This is a genomic window from uncultured Mailhella sp., from assembly GCF_944324575.1.
Taxonomy (GTDB): Bacteria; Desulfobacterota; Desulfovibrionia; order Desulfovibrionales; family Desulfovibrionaceae; genus Mailhella.
On record NZ_CALUWV010000012.1, the window covers coordinates 19,164 to 43,720 of the forward strand.

Genomic DNA, 24,557 nt, shown 5'->3' on the forward strand with positions numbered 1-24,557 from the left:
ACATGGCCGACGCCAAGAACATGAAGGAATATCACGGTCAGATTCAGGAAGCGCTGGACGACAAGTTCCTCCGCGCCACGCTGGACAAGTTCGCCGTCGAATACAAGGCCAACCGCACCCGCATCTTCGGCGGCATGGACGTGGACGGCCTCATTAAAGAAGTGGCCGACATCAAGGACAACGCCGCTCAGCACATGATGGAGCTCTTTGCCCAGTTCAAGGCTGAAGCGGAAAAGCGCGGCGTGCACGTGCATCTCGCCTCCACCGGCGCGGAAGCCAACCGCATCATCGCCAAGATCGCCAAGGAAAACAACTGCCACAACATCATCAAGTCCAAGTCCATGACGGCGGAAGAAATCCACCTGAACGACGCCCTCGAAAAGGAAGGCTGCCGCGTGGTGGAATCCGACCTCGGCGAATGGATCATCCAGCTGCGCCATGAAGGTCCTTCCCATATGGTCATGCCCGCCATTCACCTGTCCCGCTATCAGGTCGCCGACCTGTTCACCGACGTGACCAAGGTGCAGCAGGACCGGGAAGACATCCAGAAGCTCGTGAAGGTGGCCCGCAAGGAACTGCGCAGCGAGTATGTAAAGGCCGACATGGGCATTTCCGGCGCCAACTTCGCCGTGGCCGAAGCCGGTCTCATCGGTACGGTGACCAACGAAGGCAACCTGCGCCTCGTGACCACGCTGCCCCGCGTGCACGTGGTGCTCGCCGGCCTTGAAAAGCTCATTCCCACCGTGGCCGACGCTCTCAAGGTGCTGCAGGTTCTGCCCAGAAACGCCACTGCTCAGGCCATCACCTCCTACATCACCTGGATCGCAGGCGCCAACGAATGCGCCGTCGGTCCCGACGGCCGCAAGGAAATGCACATCGTCTTCCTCGACAACGGCCGCCTCAAGATCGCTCAGGATCCCGCCTTCAAGGACATCCTGCGCTGCGTGCGCTGCGGCGCCTGCGCCAACGTCTGCCCCGTGTACCGTCTCATCGGCGGTCATAAGATGGGCTACGTGTACATCGGCGCCGTGGGGCTTGCGCTCACCTATCTGTATCACGGCGCGGACAAGGCCCGCGCGCTGGTGCAGAACTGCATAGGCTGCGAGTCCTGCAAGAACGTGTGCTCCGCCGGCATCGACCTGCCGCGCATTACCATGGAAATCCGCTCGCGCCTCGTCAAGGCCGACGGCAACAACGCCGCCGGTTCCGTGATGAGCATGGTGATGAAAGACCGCGACCGCTTCCACAGCCTGCTCAAGTTCATCAAGTTCTCGCAGAAGCCCCTCACCGTGAAGGGCGGCAAGTTCATCCGCCATCTGCCCGCCGTGCTCATGGGCGGCGATCAGAGCTTCCGCCAGCTGCCCGCGCTTGCACCCAAGTCGTTCCGCCAGCTCTTCAAGAGCGTGGTGAACAACCCCGCCCAGCCCAAGTTCCGCGTGGCCATCTTCTCCGGCTGCGCTCAGGACTTCATCTATCCTGAACAGCTCGTGGCTGCCGTCCGTCTGCTCAACAGACACGGCGTGCACGTGGAATTTCCCCTCAAGCAGACCTGCTGCGGTCTGCCTCTGGAAATGATGGGCCAGCGCGAAACCAGCCTGCAGGTCAGCTCGCAGAACGTGAACGCCTTCGAGCCCGGCAAGTACGATGCCATCATCACGCTGTGTGCCTCCTGCGCCGGTCACCTCAAGCACGCCTATCCCGACCTGCTGAAAGATACCCCGGACCACTACCGGACCGATATCTTTGCCTCCAAGGTCATGGACTTCACCTCCTTCGTCTACAACAAGCTCGGCCTGCGCGCCGAAAACTTCGTAAAGTCGAACGAAAAGGTGACCTACCATTCGCCCTGCCATATGCGCAACATGGGCGTGACCGAAGAACCCCGCGCACTTCTGAACATGGTTGCCGACTATGTGCCTGCAGCCGAGGAAGACACCTGCTGCGGCTTCGGCGGCACCTTCTCCGTGAAGTTCCCCGAACTCTCCGCCGAAATCGGCAAAAAGAAGCTGAAGAACAGTGAAGACACCGGCGCTTCTCTGGTGGTGACCGACTGCCCCGGCTGCGTCATGCAGATCCGCGGCGTGGCTACGGCCAGCGATTCGCCCATCAAGGTTGAGCATATCTCCGAACTGCTCGCCCGTCAGATGAAGTAAATGCAAGGAGGCCCCGTCCGGGGCCTCCTTGTCACCGACGCTGCGGAATTTTCCCCGGTCTTCAGGAGAACACCCCATTCCGCAGCCTAAAAACACGCCATGATATCTCGCGGCCTCTCCGCCACTCCGGCGGCCTGCGGCCAAATGTTCCCGCCCTGCGGGGCAAAAATGCTCAAACCAGGACACAGGCATTACGCTTTTCCTGCATAATCCCGTTTACCTTCTTACAGACAGTAGAGGAGAGCACTATGAACATTGAACTCTTGGCATTGTTCGCCGTCGCGCCGCTTCTTGTGGCGCTGATTCTCATGGTCGGCCTGCGCTGGTCGTCCATGCGCGCCATGCCCCTGGCCTGGGCCACCGGCGCCCTGCTTGCCATCATCGTTTGGCAGCTGCCCCTCATCCGGGTGATAGCCCTCACGCTCGAAGGCTTCATCACGGCCGCCGGCGTGCTGATCATCGTTTTCGGTGCTCTGCTCATCTACTACACGCTCACCTACAGCGGCGCCATGGAAACCATCCAGGCCGGCATGAAGAAAATCAGTCCTGACCGCCGCGTGCAGACCATCATCATAGGCTTCATGTTCGCGGCCTTCATCGAAGGCGCGGCCGGCTTCGGTACCCCCGCCGCTCTTGCCGCCCCGCTGCTGCTCGGCCTCGGCTTCCCTCCCCTCTGCGCCGCCGTCATCTGCCTTGCCTTCAACAGCATCCCCGTGACCTTCGGCGCCGTGGGCACCCCTGTGCTTCAGGGCTTCAAGTCCATTGAAGCTCTTGCCATGACCGCCCTCGGCGTCGGCGATCCCGCCGTCGTCTACAAGACCATCGGCGAATACGTCACCCTCATGCACCTGCCCATGCTCTTCATCCTGCCCATCTTCCTCTTGGGCTTCATGACCCGCTACTACGGCAAGAACAAGTCCTGGTCCGAAGGCTTCGCCGCGTGGAAGTACTGCCTGCTCGCCTCCGTCTGCTTCGGCGTTCCCTACTTCATCCTCGCCTGGGCCGTCGGTCCCGAACTGCCCTCCCTGCTCGGCGGCATCATCGGCCTCGGCGTGCTCGTGAAGCTCACGCAGAAGGGCGTCTGCGTTCCCGAAGGCACCTGGGACTTCGATACCAGCGACAAGTGGGATCCTGCCTGGATCGGTGAAATCAAGCCTTCCGACGTCACCGAATACAAGGAACATATGAGCCAGTTCATGGCGTGGCTTCCCTATGTGCTGTGCGGTCTCATCCTCGTCGTCACCCGCGTGCCCGCCTTCCATCTGAAGGCTCTGGTCACCGACCCCATGTTCAACATCGGCGCTTCCAACATTCTCGGTCAGGAAGGCGTGACCTCCTACATCGCGCTCATGAACCTGCCCGGCACCGTGCCCTTCATCCTCGTTTCCATCATCACCATCTTCCTGCACGGCATGCTGCGTGACGACGCCATCGGCAGCAACAAGGTCAGCAAGGCCTGGTCTACCGCCTTTGCCAAGATGAAGGCCCCCACCATCTCCCTGCTCGCCGCCGTGGCTCTCGTGTCCATCTTCAAGGGCACGGGCGTGAGCGAAGCCACCAACCACGTTTCCATGCCCATGGCTCTGGCCCAGTGCCTCGCCGACCTCGCCGGCGGCGCCTGGCCTGCCCTCGCCTCCTACGTCGGCGGCCTCGGCGCGTTCATCACCGGTTCCAACACCGTGTCCGACATGCTCTTCGCCAACTTCCAGTGGGATATGGCCAGAACCCTCGACTACACCGTGCCTCAGCACTTCATCATCGTGGCTGCTCAGGGCGTCGGCGGCGCCATGGGCAACATGATCTGCATCCATAACATCGTGGCCGCCTGCGCCGTGCTCGGCCTCATCGGCAAGGAAGGCGACATCCTCCGTCGTACCGTCATTCCCTTCGTCATCTACGGCATCGCCGTTGGCATCGTGGCCTTCATTCTGATGTAAGCGCTGCCTGCCCCACTTGAAAAAGGCCGCCTTCGGGCGGCCTTTTTTTTCGCAGCGGAGGCCGCTCTTCCTCTCTTTTCTCCCCGAAAGGAAAAGAATACCATGATGCGGCACACGACGGCCTTTTCCCTGAAAGCACGATAATCCGGCCCGTTACCGTCCGCGTCTCATCTCCGTTCCGGACCCGTTCCTGCGTCCGCGAGGAGTCTTCATGAAACAGCATTCCCTTTTCGACAACGAATCCTCCCAGCCGCTGGCCGCGCGCCTTCGCCCGAGAAACCTCGACGAATTCTTCGGACAGGAACATCTGCTCGGCAAAGGCAAGGTTCTGCGCAGACTCATAGAAAGCGATCAGATCTCCTCCATGATATTCTGGGGCCCTCCGGGCGTGGGCAAAACCACGCTGGCGCGCATCATTGCCGGGCGCACGAAATCAAACTTCATAGACTTTTCTGCAGTCACGAGCGGCATCAGGGAAATACGGGCCGTCATGCAGCAGGCGGAAAAAGACCTCCAGTACGGCAGACGCACCATGCTCTTCGTTGACGAGATCCACCGCTTCAACAAGGCGCAGCAGGACGCCTTTCTGCCCTTTGTGGAAAAAGGCAGCATCATTCTCATAGGCGCGACCACGGAAAATCCGTCCTTTGAAGTAAACAGCGCCCTGCTCTCCCGCTGCAAGGTGTTCGTGCTTCATCAGCTTTCCGAAAAGGACATGACCGCCCTGCTCGAACGAGCCCTTCGCGATCCCCGGGGCTTCGGCAGTCTTCATGTTTCCATGCCGCCGGACATGCTGGAAATCATTGCCGCCTTTTCCAACGGCGACGCCCGCTCCGCGCTCTCCACGCTGGAAATGATCGTGCTCAACGGCGAAACGGAAGGCGAGAGAGTCAGCATATCCAAAGAAATCCTGGAAGAGTGCACCTCCAGAAAGTCGCTGCTCTACGACAAGAAGGGAGAAGAACACTACAACCTCATTTCCGCCCTGCACAAGTCCATGCGAAATTCCGATCCCGATGCCGCCGTGTACTGGCTCGCCAGAATGCTGGAGGCCGGGGAAGATCCGCTCTACATCGCCAGACGCGTCACAAGGTTCGCCAGCGAAGACGTAGGACTGGCCGATCCGCATGCACTCGACATGACCATTGCCGCCTATCAGGCCTGTCACTTCATCGGTATGCCGGAATGTTCCGTTCACCTCACACAGGCGGTCGTCTATCTTTCCCTTGCGCCCAAATCCAACAGCCTCGACGTCGCCTACAGCCGTGCCAGAAAGGACGCACTTTCCATGCTTGACGAACCCGTGCCCCTGCAGATACGCAACGCCCCCACAAAGCTCATGAAGGAACTCGACTACGGCAAGGGCTATCAATACGCGCACGACACGAAAGACAAGCTGACCACCATGCGCTGCCTGCCCGACTCCCTGCTCGACAGAACCTATTACGTTCCCACAGAGCAGGGACTTGAGGCTCGCTGCAGGCAGCGGCTCGAAGCCATCAAGGCATGGAAGAGAACGCACGAGCAGGTAAGCTCAGGCGAAAAAAACAGCGCCTGAATCGAACGGGGAAAGCTCCTGACCGGTCATAAGTTTTATATATAAAACTTTATTTGACAAACAGTACTATTCCCCCTAGGCTGAACTCGCCGCTTCACGTCAAGCCCGGGAGGTTCCGTTGCCCGTCACAGCTCAGTCCTCTGCCGCCTCCGTCCGCGCCCTGCCCTCGCGAGCTGAGCTCTTTCAGCTCACGCTGCCTCAGATGGGACTCATGCTCTGTCATCTGGCCATTTCCATGACCGACGTGTGGTGTGCCGGAAGACTCGGGCCGGACGTGCAGGCCGCCGTCGGCGTGGTGGCGCAGATATTCTCTCTGCTCATGCTGCTCACCTCCCTTGTAGCCAGCGGATGCATGGCCACAGTGAGCCAGTCTCTCGGCGCAGGGCTCACGACGCGGGCCAACCGCTACGCGGGCCTCATCATCATGCTTTCCGCATCCATGGGCACGCTCGTGGCCGCAGCCGCCGTGCTGTTCGAGCCTGCGATCTTCCGGGCCATGGGCATTTCCGAATCGCTGCGCCCCGCGCTCTCCACGTTCTTTACCGCCTACTGCTGCCAGCTTCCCTTCTACTATGTGCTCATCATGGTGAATTCCATTTTCCGAGCCTACAAGAAGGTGCTCTTCCCGCTGCTCACGCTGATCATCATGACCGTTGCCAATCTCGTCGGAGATCTCGGTTTCGGGCTCGGCCGCTTTTCTCTTCCCTTCTTCGGCGCGGCGGGCATCGCCTGGACGACGTTTGCCTGCGCCGTGCTCGGCCTTGTCTGCAATCTTCTGCTGGCAGCCCGCTACGGTCTGCTTCACCGTCGCACCTTCGCGCCCTGGCGCTGGAACCGCCGTGCCATGCCCTATCTCTTCCGCGTAGGCATGCCCGCAGCCGCCGGACACATCATCACGCATCTGGGCAGCCTCGCCACGCTCGCCATTGTAGGCCTTCTGCCGGAGAGCACCAGCGCTCTTGCCGGCATGAGCGTGGGCGGCAGGGTGCACGCCGTGCTGCTTTTTCCTCTGGGCGCGCTCAACATGTCCATGGTCATTGTGAGCGGCCATCTTCTCGGCGGGGGGGAGAGACTGGGACTATATCATTTCGGACGTCGCGCGGCCCTTCGTCTGGGCCTGACACTCGTCGTGCCGAGCCTCGTGCTCTGGCTTCTGCGCGAACAGGCCGCCGCGCTCTTTTCCAGCGACGCGGCCGTCCTGAGACAGGCGTCCGCCTTTCTGTTCTTCTCCTGCCTCACGGTTCCCCTTACAGGCATGACAGGCATGATGAACGCCCTTTTCTCCGGAGCTGGAGCCACCATGCTGTCCTGCCGCGTAGGCGCCGTTACCTGCTGGATGGTAGGCATCCCGCTGGCACTTCTTCTGGGAGTCTCGCTGAATCTGGGGGCTCCCGGCGTCTTTGCTGCGGGAGCGGCCGGGCAGACAGCCGCCTTTCTCTGGACGCTGCGCATCTTCCACGGGAAAAAATGGCTTGAATACGGCATGAGAAAGCGTCAAACTGCCTGAAAACATGGAGGTCTCCATGACGGAATGTTCCGGTCATGATCCGGAGCAGGAGAAAACGCTTTCTCCTGCGCTGGAAAACTACCTTGAAATCATCTTTCTTGAAGAATCCAGAGACGGCGCAGCCAGAGCCAGTTCCATAGCCGATGCCGCCAAAGTGAGCCGCTCCACCGTAACGAGCACGCTCAAGACCCTCAAGGCCATGGGACTTGTGGAATACGAGCCCTACAGCCTCATTCATCTCACGCAGAAAGGCCGCGTCATCGGTCGCGACATCACGCACAGGCACGTCATTTTCCGGGAGTTCTTCGAGCAGGTACTTCAGCTTGATCACGAGGAAGCCGACGCCGTGGCCTGCGAGCTTGAACACGTGGTGCCGCCCCAGGTCATCCGCCGTCTGGGACAGTTCGTTCTCTACATGCGCAACCGGGACTTCTGGAAAAACTGGCAGGAGGACTACCGGAACGAACGGAAAGAGCTCATCGGCTCCATGGCCGAAACCTTCCGCAACATGGGAGCTCTCGACAATCAGGAGGAAGTGAAGGAACTCGCCCGCAAGTACCGCTGAAAAGCGGATGAACATTAAATGCCTGACGGCCGCGATGCGTTTTCCGCCGCGGCCGTCTGCGTTTCAGAAAAAGGACTGTCCTCAAAACGTCCTTTCTGCCTTTCAGAAAAAAACGCCCCCTTCCGGGCAACGTACCCGTCGGGCCGCGCCCGGACAGAGTCCGTACTCTGCCTCCTACCGGTCTGAAAGCCGATAATGCACAGGCACAAGAATGCTGAATCCGCCGGATGAGCCCGTCTTCAGTCCAATAAGCTTATCTCCCAGTCGTTTCGCCGCGGCATCAAGCACGGAACGCCCCGAATGTTCGGTCAGTACGCACACATCCACGCGCCCGTCGGCAGCTATGTGAACCCGCAGCGTGCAGGTTCCTTCCGCACCTGAACGACGAGCCTGTCGCGGATACTGCTTGTACCGTTCCACCGCCTGAAGTACGGCAGCAAGTGCCTCGTTTCTGCGATCCTCCGCAGCTTTCCCGCTGTCGGCCGCTGCAGGTACGGACACTGCGGCATTGCCGGACGACGGCCCGATCACGTCTTTCCCCAAAGGCGCTGCATCAGTCGGGGGCATCTTTTCCGCCGGCTTCGCCTGCACGGCGGAAGGAGCCTTCACCGCCTTCGGCTTCGGAGCAGACGCCGGCTTCGCTTTCGGCATGACTTTTCGACTCGGCTCCTGTTTCGGCTTCACCGCTTTCGCCTTCGGCTCAATCTTCCGCTCCACAACAGGCTGCGGCTTTTCTTTCTGCCTAAGAGTCTCGGGAACCGTCACTGTCGATTCCTCGGCAAGCAGCTTCTTCATTTCCGGCTGCGGACGCGTCTTCTGCGGCATCTGGCGAAACTGCGCATAGACGCGCGCCATGCTGCGTACCTGCATGGCTGGCGGCGACAACAAGCTCTCCACCTGAAGGGCAAGCGCACAGACAACCGTCAGCGTCATGACGCAAAGCATGCCTGCGGCCGCAGCGTTGCGGCTGCGCCGCTGCTGCGTCATGCCGTAACGTCCGCGCACAGGACAGAAGTCAACGGTCTTCGGCAGGCTCCGTGCTGATGACAAAATGACCTCCTTTCTTCACTCTTGCCACGTCCACCACGCCCACGAACGCTTCAAACGGGGCATTTTTGTCCACATACAGATTGAGCAGCGCTTCCGGCCGTTCCGAAAGCACGACGTCGAGCTCTTCCCGTGCAATCTGCCGTCCTTCATAGTGCAGCGTACCGTCGGCCCTGATGGAGATGAGCTGTTCCTTTCTCTCGGCAGAGGCCTCTGCCTCTGAAGACGAAGGCAAAATAATGTCGAGCACAGGGCGACTGAACGTCGTCGTCATGATGAAAAAGATGAGCAGCATGAAAATGGTGTCGATAAGCGGCGTCAGGTCGATGCCCGGCTCCTCGTCCGGCCCGAAATCAAAGCTCTTCATGGTCCAGCCCCGTTCCGTTGTTTCGCTTCCGGCAGAAATCCAGCGCACGATAGCTGTACTCCACCACTTCAATATGGAATCCCTTGAAACGCAGCATCAGGAAATAATAGACCATGAGCGCAGGTATGGCCACGCACAGTCCCATGATGGTGGTGATGAGCGCTTCCCATATGCCGTTGGCCAGCATGGCCGTATCAGGCGCGACGTTCTCTCCTATGGTTCGGAACACCGTGACCATGCCGAGAATGGTGCCAAGAAGCCCGAGAAGCGGAGAAAGCACGGAAATGAGCCGCAAATAGCATATCTCGCGGGTCAGTCCTTCAAAGTTGCGATGAAAGAGATAGGCTATCTCCGCGCGTATGTCCTCGGAATGGCCGGAGTGCGTCTGCACGATGTCGCGCACTATGCATATGAGGGGATTGTCACCGTCATAGCTCATGCATTCACCGGACACGCCCTCCCTTTCCAGTTCGGGAAAAGTCCGCCGAAAATCACGCCATACCAGAAAAAGAAACAGGTAGCTTTTCAGCGCGAGATACACGCCCGCGCAGGCCACCACCACAAGCACGGCTCCCGCCGGTCCTATGGTTCCGTAAATCTCCGACCAGTTCATTTCTGCACCCCTGGTGTTTTGCTCCATCCGGAGCGACCCGTTCGTCGTTGAGTGTTTCGTGGCCAATGCTTCCGATGCTTCCGCCCGTCATTCGGACGGGACGGAAGATGCGCTCAGATGCGCTCAAGCGCGAGACGGGCAAAATCCTGCGCCCGCCGGCAATCATCATCGTCGGGGTGCTTTGCCGCTTCCTGTATGCGGGCCCGGCGCTCTTCGGTCATGGGATGCGCGCCGCCCGCCACACGAGCCATGACCTCCAGCACCTTCGGGTCAATTTTTCCCTGGCAGAGCCAGGAGCCGAGCACCGTGTTGCCTCGGGAAGGTTCCATGGCCATGGCTTCACCCCGGGCCATGCATTCCTTTGCGTGCTCGGAATCGGGCCACGCTCCCAGCGTGCCGAAAAAAATCAGCCTTGCTCTCTCCACGCCCGCAAGCCACGCCCGGGTTCTGCCGTCCGGCATGCCTCTGTCGACCCAGTAGCCCACGGCCACAAGATCGTATCCGTCCACACGGGAGGGCGCTTCCTCCACGGAAACAAGCGTACATTCCGGCATAACCTCGGCCATGGCCTGTGCCACCTTCTTCGTGTTGCCGGTAAGTGAGGAATAAACGACCAGCGTTTTCATGACTGTTCTCCTGATCAAAGGTTTTCTGTGTCTGCTCTTCTGCCGCAGGCAAAAAAGCGTCCTTTCCGCAGCGCCTCATGCCGGGGCCGTCACGCCCCCGTCATCTCCCTGCGCAAGTTCAGAAAGGAAGCCTTCACCGACGGGATGATGCGGTGATTCTCGCGCCCTGCGTACACGGCAAAGGCCACGCGTCCTCCGGCATGAAAAAACTGCACGGAGTGACTTTCCAGTCCCATGAACGGCATGGAAAGAAAGGCAATGTCCGAAACGGCGTCGGCCCGCAGATGCCCGCCGAGGGCTTCCCCGGATCTCAGGTTGTAGAATCCGCGCCCCATGGTTCCCGCAGGGATGCGGCAGGCAATTTCCATGACGTGTCCCTCGTGCTGCACGATGAACACCGCCTTTTCCCATGCGCCGAGCCCTTCCCATACCTTCACGAAATTGTCTCCGGACGTGAACGCGCACATGCCCTCGGGAAGCGCCAGCGCCACGTCCTTTTCCGTCACGTTGAACTCGCGTGCCAGAGACTCGAGCATCCAGGGCTTTTTCTGTTCAAGCGCCGAAACAAGTCCCTGCGTCAGGCGGGAAGAGGCCGTATTTTTCATCATGTCATATCTCCATCGACAGTTTTTTCCGCGTACGCTTTGCCCTCTCTCCCTTTCATGGGCAGACGCAGCGCACTTTTGCAGGACAACCTCATGAGTTCCAAATCATGCGTGATGACGACCACGCAGGTTCCGCGACGGGCCAGAATCTCCAGCGCACAGGCCATGCGCATCATGTTGCCGCCGTCCAGCCCGCTGGTCGGCTCATCGAGAATGAGCACGTCGGGATTTCCGGCAAAAGCACAGGCAATGACAAGCCGCTGTTTTTCTCCGCCGGAAAGCGACTGCGGATGCCTGTCGGACAACGCCGTCAGTCCGAACATCTCCAGAAGCTCGAACACGGAAAAGCGTTCCTTTGGCCCCGATGCCCGCAAGAACCTCTTTGTCCGCTCTTCGGCCAGACGCAGGCTCACCTCAAGTTCCTGCGTCACGCTCTTCATGTGAAGCTGGTGATCGGCATTCTGAAGCACCACGCCTACCCTGCCGAGAAGTTCCCGTTGCGGCACTTCCCTGCCGTGCATGAAAAAACGCCCGGCATCCGCCCTGTTTAGACCGGTCACAAGACGGGCGAGCGTGGTCTTTCCCGCCCCGTTGTTCCCCAGAAGCGCCGTCACGCCGGGACCGAGGAAAAAATCCGCGTCGTCGAAAATCCGCCTGTCTCCCTTGTAGGCAAAGCGCAGCCCTTCCACTCTCAGGCCCCGTTCGTCATCACTGCGCTCAGGTATGACAATGTCGGGCAGCGTGCTCCGCACGTCCTCCACAAGGCAGTCGCGCAGCCCGCAGCTGTGCCTGAGACTCTCGTCCTGCAGCATGGCAAAAGGCCCCATGGCGCATATCTCGCCGTTCTTCATGACGAGCACACGATCGGCCACGCCCTCGAGCCAGTAGAGCCTGTGATCCACCACCAGCACGGCCATGCCGCTTTCCTTGAGACTGCGAAGCCGCTGCGCAAGTTCAATCGTGGATTCCGGATCCAGATTGGCCGTCGGCTCATCGAGTACGAGCGCACGTATCCCATGCGAAAGAATGGAGGCAAGTCCCACCTTCTGCTTCTGTCCCTCGGAAAGCTCATGGATGGAATGATGCAGCACTTCAGTCAGATCGAAGGCTTCCGCCGCCCGGCTCACCTTTTCCCGCGTGACGGCGGCAGGCAGCCCGCGCCATTCATGCACAAAGGCAAGCTCGTCCTCCACGCCGAGGGCAAAAAACTGCTGCTCCGGATCCTGAAAAAGCGTGCCCACCGTGCGGGAAATCTCTCCGGGCGACATGGTCGTCGTCTCTCTTCCCTCCACCAGCACACGTCCCTTCAGCGTGCCCCTGAAGTATCCCGGGCACAATCCGTTGGCGAGACGCATGAGCGTGCTCTTTCCGCAGCCGCTCTGCCCGGAAACAAGCACCAGTTCTCCGGGGCTCACGCAAAAGCTGATGTCGCGCACTGCCGGAGCCTGGGCAAAGGGATAGGAGTAGGTAACGTTTTCAAAGCGTATCATGTCGTTTCTCCATCTGATTGCTGCAAGGCTCAGCGCATGGCGGACATGGAAGAAGCATCGCCCCACATCAGATGGCAGGCGAATGCGGACACGGCAACGACAATGGCCAGAACGACAAGCTGCGTGTCCCTTGCCGTCCAGGAAGAGACTCGGAACGGCACGAATTTCCCTCCCGCCTCAAGGCCCTTGAGTTCCGCCGCAATGCCGAGCTCTTCGGAGGTACGGAGCGAGCGGAAAAGCAGCGGCGTGAAAAGAAGACGCAGCATCATGAGAGGATGCCGGAACATCTCCCCCGGCCCAAGGCGACAGCCGCGGATCTTCAAGGTCTCCGCCACCTGCTTCACGTCGTTCATGAAGGTGGGGATGAAACGGATCATTACGGCGCCGGGAAGATAGATGCAGAAGGGAAGACGCAATCCCTTGAGCGCGGTAAGCAGCGCCTGAACCCGGCAGGTAAGCGCCAGAGGCAGCACGACGTTGAGCATGACCGCGCCGCGCATGAAGGGCACGGCCAGAGATTCCGGCGAAAACGGCATGGAAGGAACGGCGCGGGAAATGCCCCACGAGCAGAGCGCGGCCACAAGCATCATGATCGCCATGACGGCGTAGGCCGCGGCCAGAGCCCGGAAACGGCGCACGGAAAGCGCGTAGATGAGCGAGGCGACAAAAAGCACGGCCTGCCCCTCGAAGGAGGAAATGATTACCGTAACGACCGAGGCAAGAAGCGTGACGAACATTCTGGAACGCACGTCGAGCCCCACGACGTTCCCCGTATCCGCCGACCCCTGACCCGCCTTTCCGGTCCATTCTCTATTCACGAATGATGCCCGCATGACGCAGCTCCCTGACGGCCCTCACGCCCGAAAAAAGTCCCCCCAGAGAACCGAAATAGCCGATGACCACAAAAGGAACGACCATGACCATGAGCGCCGGATTCTCGCGCATGAAAAGCCAGGACACGCCGAGCGAGAGCGCCTTGCTCACAAAGTCGAACACCGCCGCGCCGATGAGCGCATTTGCCGCGCCTGACGCGTGACGTCGCGGCCAGATGGCCGCCTCGGCGACCAGCGCAGCCATGAGCATGGGCGGAATGAGCGTAACGCTCGCCCCGAGCAGAAGCATGCTCACGATGATGTTGATGACCGTAAAAAGAAAAAGGGTGCCGGGCCTGCGCACCTTGCACAGCATGACCACGAGAAGCGTGGTGAACACAAGGTTCTTGCCCATGAGACTCACGGGATTCATGCCGCCCCCGGCAAGGGCGATAAGCAGCGTGGATACCTTGGAAGCGGCGGCGAACACGCCGACGACCACAAGTTCCTGGGCGCTCCAGCGGGGAAAAAGACGAGTCATGAAGGATCTCCTGCATGCGTACGGAGGACAGGGGCCGGGATTTGCCCCGGCCCGAAGTCACTAGAACCGGTAGCTCAGCTTCACATTGGCATGAAGGCCGGGCTCAAGAATGGCCGTATTATACTGATAGCGCTTGTCAAAGAGGTTCAGCACTTCCGCAAGAAGCGAAAACTGCTTTTCCGAACCGAAGTCGAAGCCGAGCGCGATGTTGGCCGTGGTGAATCCGCCGAGATCGTAATCGCTGCTGCCGGAGGAGGAACGGTACACCGTGGCAGACTGGCTGCGGCCGTACACGTCGGCACGAAAATCCAGATCTTCGGCAAGAGCCTTCGCATAGCGCACGCCGTAGCGTCCCACCCATTCGGGCGTGGCGGTGTCCCAGGTCTTCCAGCCGTTGCCGTCGTCGTACTGACGGCGCATCCAGGTGAGCGTGGCGTAGGGCGTAACGTCACCGAAGGCAGTGGCAAAACGATAGCTTGCCGCAAGCTCCGAACCGAAGGTGGTGGCGTCGGCCACGTTGGTGTAGGTATACACGGAGCTGCCCGTGCTTACCGGCACGGAAGCGATGTAGTTGTCGGCCAGGGAGTAGAAGAAGGCCAGATCGACGTCCAGAGCCCCGTGATTGTAACGCGCGCCCACTTCAAAGTTGTTGGAGGTTTCCGGATCGAGATTCGGATTGCCGTAAATGGTGCCGCCCCCCATGGCCGTGCCTATGTACTTTTCCGTAAGGTTCGGCACGCGGAATCCCTGCGCCCAGCTCGCGCGAAGAGCCAGATCCTCTATGCCGGTCCATACGAGCCCCACGTTGAACACGGGACGGGAATCGGTATCGTCGCCGAGAGCCTTTTTATCCACGGCGCCGGAATAGTCGAACATGGGACGGGTCATGCCGCCCATCTGCATCTTTCCGGTATAGGGATCGGCAATTTCCTCGCCGCGCGTAAGTTCGGTGTTCACGTGCGTCCAGCGAACGCCGTAGGTGAGGGCCAGATTCCACGGAAGCTGGCTTTCCATGGAGGCAAACAGCGACTGATTGAGCTGATTGCCGTCGTAATACTTGTCGGTCACCTTGTTGATGAGAATGCTCATGGCCGGAGACATGGATATCTTATTGTCCAGATACGTTCTGCCTTCGGAATTGAGTCTGTCGTAGTTCAGCTCATACCCGGCTATGAGGTAGTGATTCGCACCGAGCTGCCAGTCCGTCTGCAGCGAGAGGCCGCGGCTTCGTATGATGTTGTGGGCAAAGTTGTCCATGACCACGTCGGCGGCCATGTAGGACACCGGCATGCCGTTCATGCTCGTAGAGCCCGGCCCGCTCGCCTGCCCCACGTAATTTCTCATGTCCTTTTCGTTCTTCTGATACCAGGCGTCAAAGCGCACGCGGCTCAGGTACTCGCTTATGTCTCTGCCTTCCGCAAACATATAATATTTGGTGCGCGCCCACTTGGGCACTCTGACAAAGAAACGGTTGCCGTTTCCGTTGTCATTCATGGACGTGGAGTTGAACGCGCCCTTGTAGTAGTCCAGTCCCGCGCCGAGGGTGAAATGCTCGGAAAAGTCGTAGCTCAGAAAGGCCGAAGCGTCGGTCTGACGGAAATTCGTGTTGTCGAGCTTTCCTTCGGGGGTATGAATATCGCCCTGATCCGAGTGGGAACCGGACAGACTGTACTTGAAGCCGTCAATGTTGCCGCGCACGGCCGCCCCTTCGGAAAAGCCCCGGGACGCGCCGGAAAAGCCCGTCCAGACTTCGCCTTCCACGGGCTTTTCGCCGCCCTTCTTCGTAATGATGTTCACCACGCCGCCTATGGCGTCGGAACCGTAGAGCACGGATGCCGGACCCTTGATCACCTCGATGCGCTCAATGCGCGAGGCGTCGATAAGCATGGGGGATCCGGACATGGACTTGTGCTCGGAAATCTTCTGTCCGTCTATGAGCACCAGCGTGCGAAAGGCGTCTTCTCCTCGTATGGAAATGCGCTTGAGCCCCTGGGAGCCGTCATTCTGCACCTGTACGCCGGGCACATCCTCCAGAAGCTCGCCCACCGTGCGCGCACCGGATTTTCTCACGTCATCCGCGGTCATCACGGTCACGCTCATGGGCACCTGCTGCAATTCCTTTTCCACTCTGGTCGCCGTCACATATACGTCTCCGGCCCTTACGGTCTCCTCCGCAAGGGCAAAAGGGGCGGGGAGCAGGGCGCAGGCAAGCAGTACCGTCGAAAAGCCTGCCCACGTCATCATCGTCTTCTTCATCGTCCATTCCTTTCTTTGCGTTTCCTGCGGGAAACGTCGTTTACCGCCTCAGAAACGTCCGTTCCGAAAAACGCCGCATCCGCGCTGCAAAACCTTTCGGAGAGGCCAAAGCGTCACCCGGCCAGCCGGCTGCTCTGCCGAAGCTCTCCGGACGTTCCTCTGAAGGCGCTCCCTCCGCCGCCCTGCCCCCGACGGCAAGAGGGATCTTCCTTCTCTCATCTGCCCGATCCGTCCAGTTCATGCTTGAGAAAATCCTGCATGAGCTGGGAAAGATTCACCTGCCAGAACTGACCGGCAAGGGTAAGCACCATCACGCCTTCACGCATTTCCACAAGACCCGCGCGGCTCCACTGCTCAAGGAGCGGCTCAAGCAAAGCCTGGAGCGCAACGCCGTGGTCCTTCTCCAGGGCCGCAAGATCCATCCAGCCCTGCTCCATGGCCGCCGCCACGGCACGGAAGAAATAAAAATGCCGGTCCGGACGCACGAGTGCCGTCACGGCCTTGCGGCCGGCGTTCACGCTCTCGATCCACTTCGGATAGCTGCCCTCATTCATGTAGAACCAGCCGCCCAGATTGCCGCCCGCTCCGGGCCCGAAGGCCAGACAGTTCGCGCTGCCCTTCACCTTGAGATTGTAAAGATTGCGCTCCCGGCTGGTGCGCGCCCAGTGCGTGAGCGAAAGCCGACGATAAAAGGCCTTTTCCAGCGCCTGCACTCCGGCGGCAAACATGGCCGACTGCATGGGAATGTCCGCTGCGGGAGGAAGCCTGCCTTCCCGTATGGCCCGGCCGAGCGGAGTCCGGTCGTACACGTTGAGCTGATAGCAGTCCATGCCGTCGAGTCCGGCGGAACAGGCCGCGGCAATGTCGTCCAGCCATATATCCATGCTCTGCATGGGAAAACCGAAAATAAGATCGACGATGACGGCCGCCTGATTGTAGCCCGTCAGCCGTTCCAGCCTGCGGAACACCTCATCCCGGTCGGCCAGACGCCCCATGCTCTGCCGTATCTTCGTATTGAAGCTCTGCACGCCCAACGAAAAGCGGTTGGCTCCTCCGGCAAGACAGGCTTCCATCTTTTCCGGCCCGAAATTGTGCAGGCGTCCTTCAACGGTGATCTCACAGTCGTTGGCAAGAGGCAGATGCGCGCGCACGCCCTTCAAAAGACGCTCCAGGTCTGACGCTTCCAGCGCCGTGGGCGTGCCTCCGCCGAAGTACACGGCATGCACGGGCCCCTGCCGCTGCGCGGCGCGGCTTTCCCAGAGACGAAGTTCCCGAAGCAGCGTGTCCACATAGCGGGCGCTCTCCTCCCGGCTGTAGCCCCGGTTGTAGAAGCCGCAGTACAGACAGTGCGTCTCGCAGAACGGCACGTGGACATAGGCCACGCTGTCTCTGCTCCTCGGCGTGTCGAGAAGACGCTCAAGGTTTTCCTCCACGGCGTCAGGCGCAACCATGCAGCCGCCCACGCCGGGATGCACCGCTATCTTTCCATCAAACGCACGGGAAAGAGGGTCTGCCCCTTCCCTTGCAAAATACTTCTCCAGACTCCGGCGCTCCCCTGCTCCGGAAACGGCAAAGGCCATGCCGTTCATGCGCGGAGCCTCGGAATCCAGCCGTTCCTGAATATTCTGTTCCATGACGGCGCTCATGCATTCCTCGCTCAAGGTTGGTAGGCGAAAGAAAAGTTTTATTCATCAAACTTTTTCTCGGTGATAAAGAAATTGAAATTCATTGTCAACTTAAATCCCGAAATTTCTCTGCCTCCCGAGAATGTTTAACCGTGCTTCGGCACAAAGCGCCGCCATGTTCTTGTAAAAAAACAATGCGCCGTGCCTGCAATATGATCGCCTCCGTCCGTAAGGAAGGAATCGCCCTGTTCCGCGCCCCGCCGAAAAGCAGAATGCAGACCATGGCTGTTCCATGCTTGACAGAACAGGCGGCTTCCCCTAGAAAAAACAAGGCGCGGGCAGTTAGCTCAGTTGGTAGAGTATCGGTCTTACACACCGACTGTCGGGGGTTCGAGTCCCTCACTGCCCACCAGAGAACGTTCATGAAAACCCCGCAGTCGGTTGCCGACTGCGGGGTTTTTGCGTTGCACTCGTGACTTCCGGCCCAGCGCTCCATTCCGTAACGGGGCATGATCCCCGTATGGCGGAAAACGCCGTCAAAACTTCCCTTTTCACAGGCAGCAGGCCTTCCGATACGGGCCACGCTCCATGGCAGACGGCATCACGTGCTCTGCCCCTATACATCGAAGCTGCCCGCAGGCGGCGCAGATATCCCCATCGGAACGTCGGACGCCTGACACCATGAAAAAGCCCCGGGAACGTGCGAAGTTCGACACGTGTCCGGGGCAGAGCCCCGGAACGCAGAACGCGCCCCGGGGCCGATGTTGTACCCGAAGGTATTAGAAGGTGGCGCGCAGACCGAGGCTCACCATATGAGCGAAGTTGCGGTCGGTGTTCAGGTTGGCGCGGATGCTCTGCGAGGCATCGGAGAGGCTGCCGCGGGCAAAGCCTTCGCCCATCATGAGGAAGCGGTAGCCGAGATCAACGGCAAAGGTGTCGTTGATGGCGTAGGAGAAGCCAAGGCCGATCTGACCGGCAAACACGGCCTTGGTGTCGCTCGCGCCGCCGCCGTAGTTTTCCACGCCGTTGTTCCAGCTGTATTCGCTCTTCAGAATACCCACACCGGCGCCGGCGGTCACATAGGGAGTGATCTGGTAGAAGGTGAGGTCATGCAGATCCCAGTACACGTTGAACAGCACGGTCTGCAGGCTTTCTTCCAGCTCGATGGCGGACGTATGGCCGTCGTCATGGAAGTTGTCGGACACGGAGCCGTAGGCGGCGTATTCGAGTTCCATGCGGAAGGGCATGTCGAGGTTGCGGCTGAAGTCGTAACCCACGGCCAGACCGCCGCCCACGCTCACGTCGTGCGTGGAATGGGTGTAGGCAAGGCCCTGATCGCCGTACACGTTGCCGCGGAAGTGCTGAACGTTCAGCGTGACGCGGGGAGCGACATACACGCCCATGGTATCTTCAGCAGCGGACGCGGCCTGTGCGCAGGGCAACATGAGAACAGCGGCCAGAATGGCACTCAAACAAAACTTTTTCATAACGAGTCTCCTCGTGTTGAAGGTTATCCGCCACGGAAAGAAGGGCGGAACTGCTCTTTCCCGGCAAACCGCTCACCGGGGTATTATTTCGGCAGCAGACCGCGATGAGGCAGCACTTTTTTCCAGCCTGTCGGCACAGCCCCTTACGGCCAGCTCAAGGCCCCTGCCGAAGTAAAAGTTTCCGTTCACGAGAGCGCGGCACAGAAGCAGCTTTTCAAAGTCATGCAAAAGCCCGGCATCCGGCGTGCGGTATGCCGTCCAGAACCGGGAAAGACTGCATTCCTTAGAACTCTGCGCAAGACCGGGCATGGCATAGATGGACTTGCCCACGCAGTACACCGCCTTGCCCTGCTCCAAGGCCTGCATGCCCATGGTGCTGTTCAAAAGCACCACGGCACGGCTTTTTCGTATCATGTCCATGCCGTTGCCGCTCTCCACAAAAATCACGCGATCCGCTATGCCGCACGCCTCGCTGAAGCTGCGGATAAAACGGTCGTAGCGGATAAGTCCGCTGTCCAGAGGATGGTTGCGGATGACAAGATGCGTCTCTTTGGGCGCGTCTTTGGCAAAGGACGTCATCACCCAGGCTATGGCCTCCTTCATGCCGCTGAACGGCGAATAACGCCGCACCTGCGAATCGGAATCGAGCTGAAGCGGAAAAAGAAAGAACGGCGCATCATTGATATGGGACAGCGCCTTTTCCGACAGCTTCATGCGACGGCGACGCGTAAAAAAGTGCGGGACCCAGCCGCTGAAAAGCTCCTTCAAATGGCCATACGGACGATGCGTGCGGTAGAACGGAAAAAACGGCATGGACAGAATGGACGCCCCGGCATAGAGCACGGCCTGAAGCTGACGGCTCGCAATGGGATTGGGAGACGATTCAGGGCGTGACGGCTCGGCATAGCGGCGGCTTTCTGCCCGCACCTCTTCCGGCGTATGCGGCAACGTGGAGTTGCCGTTCACCCCTCCCCGCTCCATGGTTATCCAGTGCGGGCGAAGATACCCTTCATCGAAAGCCCACACCCGTATGCCGTTCAGCCGCGCAATATGTACCGCCTCACGATGATGCGGCCTCCAGTCTCCGAACACCATAAGATCCGTCACCTTCCTGCGCATCATGAGCCTGTGCACCCAGGCACTCCAGTCCGATGTGCGGCCGTGATAGCAAAGCGCGCCGTGCGGCCAGTCCAGCACATCGCCGCCGCAGAGATTCACCCGCATCACCTCGTGCCCGCGGGAGCGCAACTCTTCGCCGAGAAGCCGGAAGAACGGTCCGTGCGGCCCCTGAAGAAAAAGGAAACTCGCCATCAGAACACCTTCCTTACCCATGCGCGCAGCGCGGCAAACACTCGCACCATATACTTGCCGTGCATCTGGCCGCCCGGCTGCAGCAGTCGGTTGCACACGTCTTCCGCCGTGCAGAAGCTCGCCGTCTGCCAGTCGTAATAACTCGGGTACAGCAGAAGCACTCCCGCCGTAAGCTCATCCAGCGTAAGGCGCGCCGTGCGCCGTGCAAGAAAGGCTCGCTCCTCCGCACAGTCTTCCGTCAGTCCCCACCCGGCATAGAACGGGCCGCCGTAGGTACACACTTTCACGCCACGCAAAAGAGCTTCAAAGCCGGTCAGGGACGTGAGCGTATGCACTTCGTCCACCACGGCAAGAAGCGCGTCCATGCGCACGTCGCGCACCACCTCGTCGGCCACGCGAAGCGCCTCGGCATCGTCTATCCTGCCTTTGCGGTTCTTCACTTCCACGTCAGGATGCGGCTTGTAGATGATGAAAGACCCGGGATTGCGCCGGCGCACCTCTCTGAGCAGTTCCAGATTTCCCCGGATGCCACAGCCGCCGCGACGCACCGAAGCATCATCCTCCACCTGACCGGGAACCAGCAGCACACGGCGATCCGAAGGCCAGTTATCCCGGGAAAGCGTGCGCTGCCCTACGTTGTACTTGGTGAGTCCCTTGGCCACGATATATTCACGAAGCGCCCGGGCACGGGCGCATAAAACGTCGTGCCCTTCCCTCTCCGGCATGCCCTGCAACATGACCTCAAGATCGCTCGGCTGCGTAGGGTCGTAGTAAATGCCCCGCCGGTCCAGCACCAGAGAATACGGCCACTGAAATTCCGAACCGAGACCCACGGAACGGATGAAGCCGTCTTCCATGCGCACAAGCGGAACGCCCGCACGTCGGCAGAGCTCTTCAAGCCTCCCGTCCGCGCACTTCGACGACCACGCTACCACGTCGCCGCCGTGGCACGCCGCACAGGTTACGGCATGCTCTTCACCGTGGAAGTATTTGAAAAAACGAAAAGACCCTCCCGTACTCTGCAGATAAGCCCGAGCGTGCGGATGTTTCCAGGAAGAATAACCGAAACAGGCATGGAACCCGCGGTTCTGTTCGTTCTTCTCCCGCTGCACGGCAAGCCTCTCGATAGTGTCGTGGATGTCGCAGCGCCTGCCGGTCACGGGATTCACATAGCGGGCATACAAAAGATAGGCCGCCGCAAACACTTCCAGAAGCGTACGCTTCTTCGTTCTGCGGGAACAGGAAACGGCGTCTTCCGTAAGTCCCCAGCCTGCATAAAACGGCATGCCGAAGCAGTGTACGCGCCTGCCCAGCATGAGCGCCTCAAAGCCCATCTGAGAAGTCACCGTATACACTTCATCCGCCTGAGCAAGAAGAGACAGCGGAGACACGTCCTCGGCAATGAGCGTTGCGCCCTCCGCTTTCGCCTGCGCCGTAAGATAGCCCTGCTTTTTTCCGGCCAGAACGTCGGGATGCGTTTTTACGAAGATCCGCGCTCCGGGGAAACGGGTTTTCGCATCGGCCAGCATGGCGGCAAAAGATGAAGCATCCGCCAGTCCGAGGGAGACCGAGGCGTCCCCCACTGTCTGGTCGATAATGAGTACGCGGGGAGAATCCGGGGCCGCCTCTCCCAAGAGATGCGGCGAAGCATCCGGTGCATGATTGTACTTGCTGAGACCATGGTGAATGATAGCGGCAAGAGCCTTTTCCGCCGAGGCCATGAGCGCAGGCGCTTCCCAGCCGCCTGAATTCAAAAGGTTCTCCAGATCCGAAGGACCGGTGGCGTCGTAGTAAATGCCGGTACGATCCACCACCAGGGAAAGCGGCTCCGCCCCCTCGCAGCCGAGACGCAGGGAACGCAGAAAGCCGTCTTCCACGGCAACGTAGGGCAGGCCGCGTTTCGCGGCATAACGCCGGGCTTTGTCGGCTCTGGGCTTGTGCCCCCATCCTGCTACGGCCGTACATATTACTCTTCTTCTCAATCCGGCAAGACTCACCTCACCACCGAGAAAAATTGAAAGGTGAGGAATACGGGAAAACGTACGGGAGAAAGCAAGAAAATGCTCATGCCCTTCAGCATGCATCAGCTTTGTCTTCATTCCGTTCTTCCCGTTCAAAGTATCCATGACAGCGCCACCAAAAAGTTTCAGCCTCAGAGCCGATTATTAAAAGGTAATTCGCAGACCAAGCATGGCCTGATGCATGTAGTTCTTCTGGAGATTCAGACGCATGGAATTACATGAAGCATCGGTGTTGCGCATAATCACAAAGCGATATCCGATATCCACCGAAACGTTCCTGTTGAAGGCATAGGAACATCCCAAGCCAAGCTGTCCCGCGGGAACCCTCGCATGGCCGGAAGCCGACATTCCCATGCTGCGCCCTTCAACATCAATGAAAGCCATGCCTGCGCCAGCCCCGATATAGGGAGTAAATCCGCTGCTGTTCGGCATATCCACATAGGCGTTCATGAACAGCGTCTGCACGCCTATATTTGCCCGAAAAGGAAAACGCATCCTGAACACCTTGACGGACGCCGTTTTCGACACACTTTCGGAAGTCCCATACTCCAGCTCCAGACGGAACGGCACCCGACACTTTCGCCAGAAATCGTATCCAAGAGCCAGAGCGCCTCCCGCTCTGGCCCCGAATACTCTGCGCGGCCCCCATGTGGAAGCAGTCAGATCAAGAGTTCCCCTGGTATGCAGCACGGACACGGCAAACTTCGGCGCAAGATAGACGCCGTAATTACTGTTATCCGCAGCATAAACTAAAGAGGAAGACATCATTATACCTGTCCATACAAAAATAATAACTATAACGTTTTTCACATCATCCTCCCAAAGAAAGCATGTCTGTCAAAAACATGGCATACTTCTTTGAGAGAACAATGATACTAATGATTATTTATATTATATTAATACTATATATTGAGAAATAATTATTAAAGTCATTCTACGGTTACACTCTTTGCAAGATTTCGTGGCTGATCCACATCCTTACCAAGAACATCAGCCATGCAGTAGCTGAACAATTGAAGAGCGGATAACGCAAAAAAGCAGGAAATGACTGGATAAGAGTCAGGAAGACGCCATATGTCTTCAACTCCAAGGGAAGACAGTGAACGTCCTTTTTCCTGAACAAGAGCAATAACACGCCCCTGTCTGGCCAACACTTCCTGAATGTTGGACTTCACTTTAGGAAAAAACACATCATCATCCATCGCCAAAGCGAAGGTGGGGAACTGCGGGTCGATGAGCGCAATGGGGCCGTGTTTCATTTCACCTGCAGCGTATCCTTCGGCGTGAATATAAGAAAGCTCCTTGAGCTTGAGCGCACCTTCCAGCGCCAGCGCATTATATTGCCCGCGGCCGAGATAGAAGAAGCTGCGCGAGGAGGCAAAGCGCAGGGCGAGCTGCTCTGCCCGCTTCTGCATGGCGGGAAGCGCGGCGGCAAGCTTTTCGGGAAGCTCGCGCAGCGCCACAAGAAGATTCCTGTCGAACACGGCCGGGCTGCGGCGCTGCCCGTAATAGAGCGCCATGAGCGCGATGAGCACCATCTGACTGCACATGGCCTTGGTGGAGGCCACGCTTATTTCCGGTCCGGCCTGAGTGTAGAGCACGACGTCGGCCTCTCTCGCGATGGAGGACCCCACCACGTTGCACAGACCTATCACCTTTGCGCCCTTCTCTTTAGCCAGACGCAGCGCGGCGAGCGTGTCCGCCGTTTCGCCGGACTGACTGATGACCATGACCGCCTCGCCCGGCAGAATGATAGGATCGCGGTAGCGGAACTCCGAGGCTATGTCGAGATCGGTGGGAATGCCGCCCACGTTTTCCAGAAGCTGCTGACCCCACAGCCCGGCGTTGTACGACGTACCGCAGGCCACGATGTGCAGACGCGAAGGCACGGGAATGCCGTCGAGCTCCTGAAGATGCACGGAAAGACTCCCGTCAGGCTCTTCGGTCACGCGGCCGGTGAGACAGTCGGTGATGACCCGCGGCTGCTCCATGATTTCCTTGAGCATGAAGTGCTTGTAGCCGCCCTTGGCCGCGGC

At 59.3% G+C, this 24,557-nt stretch carries 20 protein-coding genes and 1 tRNA gene; 6 read left to right on the forward strand and 15 right to left on the reverse strand.

Features of this window, described 5'->3' with window-relative positions; translation table 11 throughout:
* Positions 1 to 2 precede the first annotated feature (2 nt).
* The 5 genes from ldhH (at position 3) to Q0J81_RS02760 (ending at position 7,720) form a co-directional block, all read left to right on the forward strand.
* Positions 3 to 2,153 carry an L-lactate dehydrogenase (quinone) large subunit LdhH gene (ldhH, locus tag Q0J81_RS02740; RefSeq protein WP_294445909.1) on the forward strand — a complete coding sequence of 717 codons (2,151 nt, stop codon included), beginning with the start codon at positions 3 to 5 and terminating at the stop codon, positions 2,151 to 2,153.
* A 248-nt stretch (positions 2,154 to 2,401) separates the two neighbouring features.
* Positions 2,402 to 4,090, forward strand: a complete 1,689-nt coding sequence (locus tag Q0J81_RS02745) for an L-lactate permease (protein ID WP_294445910.1) — start codon at positions 2,402 to 2,404, stop codon at positions 4,088 to 4,090.
* A 211-nt stretch (positions 4,091 to 4,301) separates the two neighbouring features.
* Entirely contained in the window at positions 4,302 to 5,648 is a 1,347-nt protein-coding gene (locus tag Q0J81_RS02750) for a replication-associated recombination protein A (protein ID WP_294445911.1), read from the forward strand.
* Positions 5,649 to 5,766: 118 nt separating this feature from the next.
* Positions 5,767 to 7,155, forward strand: coding sequence for an MATE family efflux transporter (locus Q0J81_RS02755; protein ID WP_294445912.1), 1,389 nt, complete (start codon positions 5,767 to 5,769; stop codon positions 7,153 to 7,155).
* A gap of 16 nt (positions 7,156 to 7,171) precedes the next feature.
* Positions 7,172 to 7,720: a metal-dependent transcriptional regulator gene (locus tag Q0J81_RS02760; RefSeq protein ID WP_294445913.1), complete on the forward strand. Its 549-nt coding sequence runs from the start codon at positions 7,172 to 7,174 to the stop codon at positions 7,718 to 7,720.
* Between the two features lie 174 nt (positions 7,721 to 7,894).
* Here the strand turns inward: Q0J81_RS02760 and Q0J81_RS02765 are convergent, their stop codons facing one another.
* From Q0J81_RS02765 to hutW, 10 genes are all read right to left on the reverse strand, one after another.
* A complete protein-coding gene (locus Q0J81_RS02765; RefSeq protein ID WP_294445914.1) occupies positions 7,895 to 8,515 on the reverse strand; it encodes an energy transducer TonB in 621 nt (206 codons plus the stop codon).
* Between the two features lie 220 nt (positions 8,516 to 8,735).
* A complete protein-coding gene (locus Q0J81_RS02770; RefSeq protein WP_294445915.1) occupies positions 8,736 to 9,134 on the reverse strand; it encodes a biopolymer transporter ExbD in 399 nt (132 codons plus the stop codon).
* Positions 9,121 to 9,747, reverse strand: coding sequence for a MotA/TolQ/ExbB proton channel family protein (locus tag Q0J81_RS02775; protein ID WP_294445916.1), 627 nt, complete (start codon positions 9,745 to 9,747; stop codon positions 9,121 to 9,123). Before Q0J81_RS02775 ends, Q0J81_RS02770 begins: the two co-directional genes overlap by 14 nt.
* Positions 9,748 to 9,860: 113 nt before the next feature.
* The gene (locus Q0J81_RS02780; protein ID WP_294445917.1) at positions 9,861 to 10,373 is read right to left on the reverse strand and encodes a flavodoxin family protein; all 513 of its coding nucleotides are present in this window, start codon (positions 10,371 to 10,373) and stop codon (positions 9,861 to 9,863) included.
* An 89-nt stretch (positions 10,374 to 10,462) separates the two neighbouring features.
* Positions 10,463 to 10,981 (reverse strand): heme utilization cystosolic carrier protein HutX, encoded by a 519-nt coding sequence (gene hutX / locus Q0J81_RS02785; protein WP_294445918.1) that lies wholly within the window; start codon positions 10,979 to 10,981, stop codon positions 10,463 to 10,465.
* Positions 10,978 to 12,468, reverse strand: a complete 1,491-nt coding sequence (locus tag Q0J81_RS02790) for an ABC transporter ATP-binding protein (RefSeq protein WP_294445919.1) — start codon at positions 12,466 to 12,468, stop codon at positions 10,978 to 10,980. The genes hutX and Q0J81_RS02790 overlap by 4 nt, the downstream gene beginning before the upstream one ends.
* A 29-nt stretch (positions 12,469 to 12,497) precedes the next feature.
* Positions 12,498 to 13,301: an energy-coupling factor transporter transmembrane protein EcfT gene (locus Q0J81_RS02795; RefSeq protein ID WP_294445920.1), complete on the reverse strand. Its 804-nt coding sequence runs from the start codon at positions 13,299 to 13,301 to the stop codon at positions 12,498 to 12,500.
* Entirely contained in the window at positions 13,279 to 13,821 is a 543-nt protein-coding gene (locus Q0J81_RS02800) for an MptD family putative ECF transporter S component (protein WP_294445921.1), read from the reverse strand. Before Q0J81_RS02800 ends, Q0J81_RS02795 begins: the two co-directional genes overlap by 23 nt.
* Before the next feature lie 60 nt (positions 13,822 to 13,881).
* On the reverse strand, positions 13,882 to 16,077 hold the full coding sequence (locus Q0J81_RS02805) for a TonB-dependent receptor (protein WP_294445922.1): 2,196 nt from the start codon (positions 16,075 to 16,077) through the stop codon (positions 13,882 to 13,884).
* 215 nt (positions 16,078 to 16,292) lie between these two features.
* A complete protein-coding gene (gene hutW / locus Q0J81_RS02810) occupies positions 16,293 to 17,711 on the reverse strand; it encodes a heme anaerobic degradation radical SAM methyltransferase ChuW/HutW (RefSeq protein ID WP_294445923.1) in 1,419 nt (472 codons plus the stop codon).
* A gap of 327 nt (positions 17,712 to 18,038) precedes the next feature.
* On the opposite strand from hutW, the gene Q0J81_RS02815 reads away from it, so the two are divergent.
* Positions 18,039 to 18,114 (forward strand) — tRNA-Val (locus Q0J81_RS02815).
* 367 nt (positions 18,115 to 18,481) lie between these two features.
* On the opposite strand, the gene Q0J81_RS02820 is transcribed toward Q0J81_RS02815, so the two are convergent.
* The 5 genes from Q0J81_RS02820 to glmS all read right to left on the reverse strand — a co-directional run.
* The gene (locus Q0J81_RS02820) at positions 18,482 to 19,189 is read right to left on the reverse strand and encodes an outer membrane protein (protein WP_294445924.1); all 708 of its coding nucleotides are present in this window, start codon (positions 19,187 to 19,189) and stop codon (positions 18,482 to 18,484) included.
* 72 nt (positions 19,190 to 19,261) lie between these two features.
* The gene (locus Q0J81_RS02825) at positions 19,262 to 20,500 is read right to left on the reverse strand and encodes a capsular biosynthesis protein (protein ID WP_294445925.1); all 1,239 of its coding nucleotides are present in this window, start codon (positions 20,498 to 20,500) and stop codon (positions 19,262 to 19,264) included.
* Entirely contained in the window at positions 20,500 to 22,599 is a 2,100-nt protein-coding gene (locus Q0J81_RS02830) for a capsular polysaccharide biosynthesis protein (RefSeq protein WP_294445926.1), read from the reverse strand. The genes Q0J81_RS02825 and Q0J81_RS02830 overlap by 1 nt, the downstream gene beginning before the upstream one ends.
* Before the next feature lie 66 nt (positions 22,600 to 22,665).
* Positions 22,666 to 23,331 (reverse strand): outer membrane beta-barrel protein, encoded by a 666-nt coding sequence (locus tag Q0J81_RS02835; RefSeq protein ID WP_294445927.1) that lies wholly within the window; start codon positions 23,329 to 23,331, stop codon positions 22,666 to 22,668.
* A 119-nt stretch (positions 23,332 to 23,450) separates the two neighbouring features.
* Positions 23,451 to 24,557, reverse strand: a 1,107-nt coding sequence (gene glmS / locus Q0J81_RS02840; RefSeq protein WP_294445928.1) for a glutamine--fructose-6-phosphate transaminase (isomerizing), incomplete at its 5' end; no start/stop codon positions are given.

Bases quoted from the DNA above. Each gene is read 5' to 3' on its own strand.
- Q0J81_RS02760 (WP_294445913.1), top strand. From the start codon at position 7,172: ATGACGGAATGTTCCGGTCATGATCCGGAGCAGGAGAAAACGCTTTCT.
- hutX (WP_294445918.1), bottom strand. From the start codon at position 10,981: ATGATGAAAAATACGGCCTCTTCCCGCCTGACGCAGGGACTTGTTTCG.
- Q0J81_RS02750 (WP_294445911.1), top strand. From the start codon at position 4,302: ATGAAACAGCATTCCCTTTTCGACAACGAATCCTCCCAGCCGCTGGCC.
- Q0J81_RS02795 (WP_294445920.1), bottom strand. From the start codon at position 13,301: ATGCGGGCATCATTCGTGAATAGAGAATGGACCGGAAAGGCGGGTCAG.
- Q0J81_RS02825 (WP_294445925.1), bottom strand. From the start codon at position 20,500: ATGGCGAGTTTCCTTTTTCTTCAGGGGCCGCACGGACCGTTCTTCCGG.
- Q0J81_RS02770 (WP_294445915.1), bottom strand. From the start codon at position 9,134: ATGAAGAGCTTTGATTTCGGGCCGGACGAGGAGCCGGGCATCGACCTG.
- Q0J81_RS02805 (WP_294445922.1), bottom strand. From the start codon at position 16,077: ATGAAGAAGACGATGATGACGTGGGCAGGCTTTTCGACGGTACTGCTT.
- Q0J81_RS02830 (WP_294445926.1), bottom strand. From the start codon at position 22,599: ATGAAGACAAAGCTGATGCATGCTGAAGGGCATGAGCATTTTCTTGCT.
- Q0J81_RS02820 (WP_294445924.1), bottom strand. From the start codon at position 19,189: ATGAAAAAGTTTTGTTTGAGTGCCATTCTGGCCGCTGTTCTCATGTTG.
- Q0J81_RS02745 (WP_294445910.1), top strand. From the start codon at position 2,402: ATGAACATTGAACTCTTGGCATTGTTCGCCGTCGCGCCGCTTCTTGTG.
- hutW (WP_294445923.1), bottom strand. From the start codon at position 17,711: ATGGAACAGAATATTCAGGAACGGCTGGATTCCGAGGCTCCGCGCATG.
- Q0J81_RS02800 (WP_294445921.1), bottom strand. From the start codon at position 13,821: ATGACTCGTCTTTTTCCCCGCTGGAGCGCCCAGGAACTTGTGGTCGTC.
- ldhH (WP_294445909.1), top strand. From the start codon at position 3: ATGGCCGACGCCAAGAACATGAAGGAATATCACGGTCAGATTCAGGAA.
- Q0J81_RS02765 (WP_294445914.1), bottom strand. From the start codon at position 8,515: ATGAAGAAGCTGCTTGCCGAGGAATCGACAGTGACGGTTCCCGAGACT.
- Q0J81_RS02790 (WP_294445919.1), bottom strand. From the start codon at position 12,468: ATGATACGCTTTGAAAACGTTACCTACTCCTATCCCTTTGCCCAGGCT.
- Q0J81_RS02775 (WP_294445916.1), bottom strand. From the start codon at position 9,747: ATGAACTGGTCGGAGATTTACGGAACCATAGGACCGGCGGGAGCCGTG.
- Q0J81_RS02780 (WP_294445917.1), bottom strand. From the start codon at position 10,373: ATGAAAACGCTGGTCGTTTATTCCTCACTTACCGGCAACACGAAGAAG.